This is a genomic window from Marinilabiliales bacterium, from assembly GCA_007695015.1.
Lineage (GTDB): Bacteria > Bacteroidota > Bacteroidia > Bacteroidales > PUMT01 > PXAP01.
Genome location: REEN01000113.1, coordinates 1 through 8467 on the forward strand (window position 1 = coordinate 1; position 8467 = coordinate 8467).

Consider the following 8467-nt stretch of genomic DNA (forward strand, 5'->3'; position numbering starts at 1 on the left):
CCGGCGGCAGAAATCACCTCTTTAAGCACTACTCTTTCGAGGAAGTCGCCGTTGTTGTCGACCTGCTCAAGGGCAGCGGCAAACGTTGTTCCTTCCGGCCATTCGCCGAATGTGGTGTAGGTGATTGTCACCTCCTCCTCAATATCGAACTCCGGAAGTGTGAGCGGATCCTCATTAGGCAGGTCATCGACCACTATCTTGCGTATATCCTCCTCTGTCAGGTTAACGACCAGGATGGATTTGACAGCAACCGGGTCGAGGTTCGACGCCGGGAATACGTGGTCATATTCATCCTCTTCATCAATTACCTCACCAATATAGGCCCTCACGCTCACGGTGTAGATGCCTGTTTCTATTATATCGGGGAATTCAACGGTGAATGTCCCTGCACCCTCAACAACTGCAAATATCCAGTCCTCCTCTGTCTCAGGATCTTCGAAATCGAGCGTGAATTCGAACACTGTTCCTTCCGGCCAGATGTTGTCAGTATCGTCCTCATCAACCACTGTCCAGTGGAACTCTGAATCTTCGCCCACAACCACCGGCGGCTCAAGTCCGTCCTCCTCGCCGTCGCCTACCGTAAATTCATAGTTGGTGAAGTTGTCGGGATATACCGACGGAACCTCCACAAGATCAACCTCGATACGGTTGGCCGCGACATCGGCAACCAGGTTGCTCTCTCCGGAGACAAGCATGATGTTGTCCAGTGACCATGCTCCTGCAGGATGATCCTGTATCCACCTGAAGTGTACATTTGCTGCATCATCCAGCATATCCTGTGTCAGACCGGCCTCGTAGGTGTCTGTTTCAAAGAGCCACTTAACATTCTCGAATGATGCACCGGCATCAGTGCTCACCTGCAGGCGCGGCAATGTTTGTCCCGTTACAGGTGCGATCGCCACAATCTCGGTATAATCAAATACCAGCTTATGATCATTGAGGACCACGCCTTCGCCCAGATAGTATTTCAGGCTCCGTGTCACGGCATAACGTTTAGTGTAAACACCACCGCTCTCCTGTTCTCCATCGAAGGTGAGCGAAGCAACGCCTGCTCCGTTGTTCACCGCCAGGAAGTCCTCAGCCAGGTCGGTGAGTGCGTGTTCAACGATCTGCTCGATCAGAAGCTCCGTTTCGGCAGTTTCTGCATGGTATGCATAGACCTTCACAAAAACATCCTCGCCAAGGTCAAACCCTGCCTCCTCCAGCTCCTCTTTTGAAGGAATGCCGGCGGTAACCGTGATCTTGCCCAGGTCAGCCTGGCTGCCAAGATTATGATATATGAAGCCGCCGTCATCATCCTCGCCTTCAATCACAACCTCGAACCGTACATCATCGCCGAACGGGCCGAAGGTTTCGTAATGCACCTCCATCTGTCCGCCAAAATAGAACTTATCATCCTCCTCATCGTCATTAATTGCGGTTATGCTCTCAAGGATGATCTCAAGGTGCTCTTCAGTCACCTGATTGATTATGAGAATATTTAACTCCAAATCATGGGGATCAACCAACCCCTCTTCCGGATCTTCCGGATCAACCCAGCCCGGCCACAGGTGAAGAGCCTCTTCGCCTTCTTCATCAAATATCCAGGCCCTGGCATAAACAGTATAGGTGTCAGTGGGTATGTCAACGGTATCTGACAACTGCATTGTAAACTCATCCAGCTCATCTACCATTGCAAACACATAGAAGTAATCATCGTTGTTCTCGTCCTTAAGCTCCAGCATGAACTGGAAGACCGTGCCTTCGGGCCATACAACGGCTCCTGCACCATCCAGTGCATCCTGGTCAAGGTCTCCCTCTTCATCAAAGAATTCATCCTTGATCAGCCATGAGAAGTTAAAGTCCTCGCCAACCGTTATGGCCGGGGTGAACATCTCATCCAGCTCCTCATCTATCAGGGTCCATTCGTATGCGAGCAGATTGTTAAAGTCCGCGTAAGGATCATCCTCAACAAACTCGACAAGATCCATCTCATAGAATGGAGGATAGAAATTGACCTGGTAGCCTACCAGATTTGATTCACCTGAAAGGAACCTTATGTCGTAAATGGTCCACCATGAATTGACGGTCACATCCTGAACCCACCTGAAGTAGGTCGCAGCCGTAAGGTGCGCCGACGGTATCTCAACCTCGAAGGTAGTGGTTCCGTTGGCCGGCAGGCGGTTGCCATAGACCGACCCCGGTATGTCAAGCGTCGTGAAGCTGGCGCCTGCATCGGTCGAAACCTGCAACTTCGGAAGGGTTGAAGGATTGACAAACGGGATGCCTGCCTCGTAGGTAAACACGAGGGTTACCGGTTCGGGCATGTCACTGAAATCATAAGACCTGGTAGCCGCCAGTCTGTCTCCCGCTTCATGGAATTCGAACTGGTCACGTACCCCGTTGTAAGAGTACCCCTTCAGTTCAATGAAATTACCGTCATCTTCGATCAGGGTAAGCTCTTCACCAGTTGCCTGCACAACCTTCTCCAAAGTGCTCAGAAGGAGCATGTCATACTGATCTTTAGTGTAGACGCGCACCCTGACCCTGTACTGGACATATTCCGGATCAGCATCATCGGTAATGAAGCCCTTCTCTTCAAGAGTCTCAGCATCGGGGAACTGAACCGTAAGTGTTACATCGTCAACATCGTCGCTTTCATTGAGAACATGGTAAATATCGCCCTGCTCCAGGGTAATGGCAAACCATGCCCCGGTATCTTCGCCAATGCCGAAGGTGCTGTACTGCACATCGATCTCATCGCCGAAGTAATACTCATCCTCCAGCGTGGCAAGAGTAACCGAGGGGTAGATGATGTTTACAGCCTGTGTTACCGGGCTCCGCTGCACAATGTCAGGCTCTATGATACGAATACCCCTGACGGTGGGTAAGGGATCGCCGGGATCGACAGTGTGATGCCGGATTGCGAACCAGATATCTCCTTCTTCTCCGAGAAGTTCTTCAGGTATATCTATAAAGTCATCAATATCAGAAATGCTGGTAACATAGCCCTCCATATCTCCTGCAACTGACCACATTCCATTTTCAACAGGCACCCACGTAGCAGCCGCGTCTGTTGAGTACAACATTTCAACATCTCCCTCAAAACCGTCGGTGAATATCTGGAAAGCTATCATACTTCCCGGCTGAAGGTTGAGACTGTTATAGACGCCATACCTGTAGTATCTGTAATCACCTTCGGTATATGTATTATCAGGCAAGCTCCTCGAGATTACCTTATCAATATAATCCCCTTCGGCCCATGGATAATTCTCAATGAGTATCCTGAGGGTAGCTGTTGCTCCATATTCATACTGTGGAAGCGTTCCGGTAATCGTGCCGCCCTGATTAGTGTTAATGGCGGCGGTTACCTCCTGTATAGCGAAGGTCTCCCATTCATCATCTTCATTCCATACCTGCAGGATGACTGAAGCATCCAGTCCGTCGCGAATAAATCCTGTCATGCTGAATTCGACCTCTACATCACTGCCGGGTATGTTATAAATTGTGCCTGCATCCTCAAAATCGTAAGAGACATCTACAATACCGACAGTAACGGGCTGAATAGTGAAATTAGCGGTCTGCCAGAAATTCCAGTTCTTCGCCTCAGCCCTTACCGTGAGGGTTTTGAAGCCCTCATCCAGGGGCAGGGTAATGGAGAAATCACCGGGCTCGTCAAGGGTCTTCAGCCATTTGTCTCCGTAGAAAACCTCAAAAACGGTATAGTCAGGGAATTCCCCCTCTACGTCATCAATTTCAAAGCCGACGGTGGCACCCGGATAAATGGGCGGCCCGTCCGGGTCTGCCAGTGCAAGGGTGAATGAGGGGTGCCCAATTTCAATGTTCCATGCTGCACTCTGGGCTATCACGTTCCCACCGACACCGGGAACATTAAGTACGAAACCCGACAGCTTCCAGGTATTGATGCCTGCCCCGTTAGCGTCATTCAGCTGCCTTACCCTGAACCGGGTAGATGTTGAAACAATACCGTCCAGGTCATCAGCATCAAGAGTAAAGGTTTCACCCGCTTTACCGACGCCTTCAGCGCCTCCAAGCTCGATTACTTCACCGAGCTGCTCCCATGCCGTACCGTTGGTTGAGAATTCAACGACAATTCCATTCCCCGGCGCCGGTATGGGGTCTGATATCCTGGCTATCGTAAAATCAAGCGTAGTTCCTTCCAGCGTGATGATATCCATGGCCGGTGTGGCAAGGTACCTGGGCCCTCCCATGGTAAACTCAACCGTTCCGGCCGGCCCCTCTGCTCCTCCCGTTATCACGATCTCATCATCGGGATAGTCGTACGTGATAAGGTTCCTGGAAGGGATGCCGCCGCCGCCATAATCAATCTCGGTCCCGTCAACAACCAGGATACTGACCTCTGCATCGTCATTATCAAAGAAATCGGGAATGTTTACAGGCAGCTCAACATCTATTTCCATTTCATCGTTGTCCTGGTCCTTCCTGATCTCCTTGATATGTGCGGAGGGAAGGATCTGACCTCCGAACTCAACAAAGTAATTGAAATCGTCGAGTTCAATATTCTGGGTTCCCGCTACTATTGTTATCTCCGAACCGGGAATCGCAGGATTCGTATTATCTATATCAATCCCCTCATCATCGGTAATGTCGGTGATTGATACAGCCGGCACAGGCGGCGCCGGAGGATCTGCAGGAGCAACAATATCGTAGGTACCTACCAGTTCTGTGACTACCCCGGTTATCGGATCGCCCTTGAGAACATGCATATTATTGACTGCAAATGGCTGTTCGTCTGGAGCAAGCCCGGTCGTGTTGCGCTGCCTTACCCTGAACTGCGTATTATCATTAAGGGCACCTGATGGCAACACGAACAGAGGTGTCCATTCTCCAAGGTTCGTTGAAAACTCATCATTTTCATCCACCGTATCGTCTTTCAGGCGGGTCCATGTACCACCTGCATTGGTGGTATACTCGACGACTACCGGGTGGTCCTCATTGGGCAAAACCGCGAAATATACCTGCAGCCTGATCTGTCCCTGGGTCTCTCCCGCAAGGCCGAATATCCGGGTGGTCATCTCCCTGTTGCCAGACGATGTGAAGTGACCGAGCCAGTCGTTCCCCGCATTGTAACCTCCTCCTATGTATTGAACAATATCATCTTCCTCAAGCCAGTAGGAATGGTCAAACCTGCCGGTAAAATGTCCGACATGAAGGTTGAAAGTGCCTGTCTCATTGACCAGGCCGCTGAAGTTCCGTGCGGTCCAGCCGGCTGCAGGATAGGTCTGTGACTGTATGACCCTGTCCTGGGTAATTGCTCCCGGGCCTTGAAAGGTATTTACGTAATAAAAATAGAACCGGTCGCCGGATTCAAAGTCAGTTATGTTTATGATCCGTGCACGCAAAAGATCTTCTCCGACAACATACTCTTCGCCGGGATCTGATGTGTATTCCGCACCTTCATCGTGGGCCTCGACATCAAATGTCTGTGCAAAGGTTCCCTGCGGCAGGAAAAGCAATAGTGACGTAAACAGCAGCGGCAGGAGCCAGGTGCCGGAAACGCCGGTCAATCTGTTGTATATTTTTTCCATATCACAATGTATTTTGGTTATTTTCAATTATTAAAAGGCCACGCCCAGTCTCAGTGAACTGTTCAGGGAGGGCATGAAGGTGGTTGAATTGGTCTGCGGTATCCTCACTTCGTCGCCCCACTTTACTTCATGGTGGGTGAAATAAAGGAACTCAAAGCCAATCTCTGTCCCTATGAAGAAACCTCCGCCCCTGAGGTAGTATTCGCCCCCTACCACAAGATTGGCGCCCAGCGCCATAAAACCGCGATTGTTAAGTGTGTTGATGTCCCAGGCGCCTGTTATTGGGGCGCCCACGGTCGCATCGACGTTGGCATTGCGGTTGGCAAAGATAAAATCGAGGCCCGCATAGGCCACCACCTCGCCGGTCTGCGCCAGGTGATATTCGACACCGGGCCTGATATCAAGGTAAGCAAGGTTTCTCACGGTCTCGGGCTGGGTACCCTGGTCAGAGCTGAGCAATAAATTGGTGCCCAGCCCCAGGCGCACCCCGATGGGGCCTGTGAAAAACCGCCCCTTGATAAATCCGGGGCTCAGCCATGCCTCACTGTCAACAAATGGAGACATGCTCAGTTCAAAGGCAAACACCCCGGGAGCGCCGGACTGGTCCCCCTGGGCCATACCGGTACCTGATGTTGCCAGGATGATTGCAAGTAAAAGGAATAGTTTTCTCATAAATGTTGGTTTTATTATTATACTCTCATTATCCTTATCTGAAACAATAAAACAGATGGAGGCTGGCTGTTAAGCCGCCGTGGGCCCGGGAATAATATTCCGGGCAGACAAAAAACTGATTATGGAGGGCAAAGCAATGTTAACGGCAGGTCGCCGGTCGTGCCCGATAAAACGGTGGGGTAGAGCTTCTGCATAGTGAAAGTTTTGATTTTACAATAAAGCCGATATCGTCCCGCCACGTAAAACAAAAATCCCTTTCAACTCACTGATTATGACAATCATTCTGCAGAAAAATACAACCACCGGAATATGGTCCTTAATATGATGACCAGTCCGGTTTCTTCATAAGTCACAATCCTAACCAAACTTAGAACATTTTAACCAAACTAAAAAAATTATTGTGCGGTAATTATTTCCCTTCAGCCAAAAATTTGACAAAACCGGTGAAATGCAGGATAAAACAATATTTTTCATAAATAAAGGCAGTTTTTACAACTTTTTAAACCCGGGCTGTTTCCTGCTGCCGGAATTCCATCCCGGCAAAAACGGTTATTTTTGTACATTACACGGGAAATTCTCATGCATAATGCAGGATTATTGTTATATCTTGGGTCTTTGCTTGTTGCGGCGGCCAAACCAAAGGCAACCCGGTTTACCATATAATATATTATATATATGATAAAGTTCAAGCCGAAGCTGTTTACACTGCTTAAGACATATTCTGCAAGCCAGTTCAGGGCCGACCTCAGTGCAGGGATAATCGTGGGTATTGTTGCCATGCCCATTGCGCTGGCATATGCAATAGCATCAGGCGTCACCCCCGATGTAGGTCTTGTTACCGCTGTAATCGCGGGACTGATAGTGTCGGTCCTGGGAGGCAGCAGGGTACAGATAGGGGGACCCTCCGGGGCCTTCATCGTAATAGTTTACAGCATTGTTCAGCATCACGGTATTGAGGGGTTGCTCATAACCACGTTCATGGCCGGGATCATGCTGGTACTGATGGGACTTTTCCGCATGGGAGCGATCATCAGGTTCATGCCCTACCCGATAGTGGTCGGCTTTACAAGTGCTATAGCCGCAATTATATTCACAACCCAGATAAGCCCGTTTTTCGGACTTGACATACCTGAAATGTCGGCCACCTTCCTTGGGAAATGGATCAACTTCTTCTCATACCTGCATACCGTCAACCTCCATGCCATGGGTCTAGGGATGATCACCATCCTGCTGATCATCCTGCTTCCCAAAACAGGGTCAAAAATGCCAGGCTCTTTCGTGGCGATAATAGTAACAACCCTCCTGGTCTATCTTTTTGACCTTCCGGTGGAAACCCTCGGCAGCAAATACGGTGAGATCGCATCAACCATCCCGCGGCCGGACTTCCCGGTTATCACATTCGAAAAAGTGAGCATGCTCATACAGCCGGCATTTACCATAGCAATGCTTTGTGCCATCGAATCGCTGCTCTCAGCCATGGTGGCAGACGGCTATACCGGGGGGTCACACCGCCCCAACACCGAGCTCATAGCTCAGGGTGCGGCCAACATGGTGGTGCCGTTTTTCGGGGGACTACCGGCATCGGGGCAGATAGCCAAGACCATGACCAATATACGCAGGGGGGCAAAAACCCCCGTCGCGGGCATCATTCATGCTGCAGTGCTCCTGGTGATACTGCTGTTCCTGGGGAGGTTCGCGGGACTGATACCGATTGCCTGCATGGCGGGCATGCTCATCGGGGTTGCATACAAGATGAGCGAGTGGCACACCTTTGTGAACTTCCTGAAGTATCCGAGGAGTGACGGACTGGTACTGGTGACCACCTTTTTGCTTACCCTGGTGTTTGATCTTTCAATTGCAATCCAGGTGGGACTGCTCATGGCAATGGTCTCCTTCCTGAAGAGGTTTGCAGAATCATCCAACATAGAAGTTTTCAGGAGGGATGTTGACGATGAATCCGAGCCTGAAACCCTGTTCGACGAACACCTGGGAAACATAAAGATGCCCAAAGGCATTGAAATTTACGAGATAAACGGGCCCTTCTTCTTTGGAGTGGCAAACAAGTTCGATGAGATAGTAAGGGAAAATACCCGCGACATACACGCCAGGATAATAAGGCTCAGGAAAGTGCCTTTTATCGATTCTACCGGACTGAATAACCTGGAGAATCTTTACCTGAAATCTCTGGGGGAGAAGATACAGCTTATCTTTTCAGGAGTGCATCCGGGTGCCATGGAGGCTCTTGA

General features: G+C 50.1%; 3 protein-coding genes. 1 reads left to right on the forward strand and 2 read right to left on the reverse strand.

Annotated features, from left to right (window positions below; genetic code table 11):
* Both EA408_13530 and EA408_13535 read right to left on the reverse strand, forming a co-directional pair.
* A partial coding sequence (locus EA408_13530; GenBank protein TVR68461.1) for a hypothetical protein occupies positions 1-5576 on the reverse strand: 5576 nt, incomplete at its 3' end.
* A 3-nt stretch (positions 5577-5579) separates the two neighbouring features.
* Positions 5580-6221 (reverse strand): hypothetical protein, encoded by a 642-nt coding sequence (locus EA408_13535; protein ID TVR68462.1) that lies wholly within the window; start codon positions 6219-6221, stop codon positions 5580-5582.
* 675 nt (positions 6222-6896) lie between these two features.
* Here EA408_13535 and EA408_13540 point away from each other — a divergent pair.
* The coding region (locus tag EA408_13540; GenBank protein TVR68463.1) for an STAS domain-containing protein at positions 6897-8467 on the forward strand (1571 nt) is incomplete at its 3' end.

Coding starts and splice junctions, on each gene's coding strand:
- EA408_13535 (TVR68462.1), bottom strand. CDS start 6,221: ATGAGAAAACTATTCCTTTTACTTGCAATCATCCTGGCAACATCAGGT.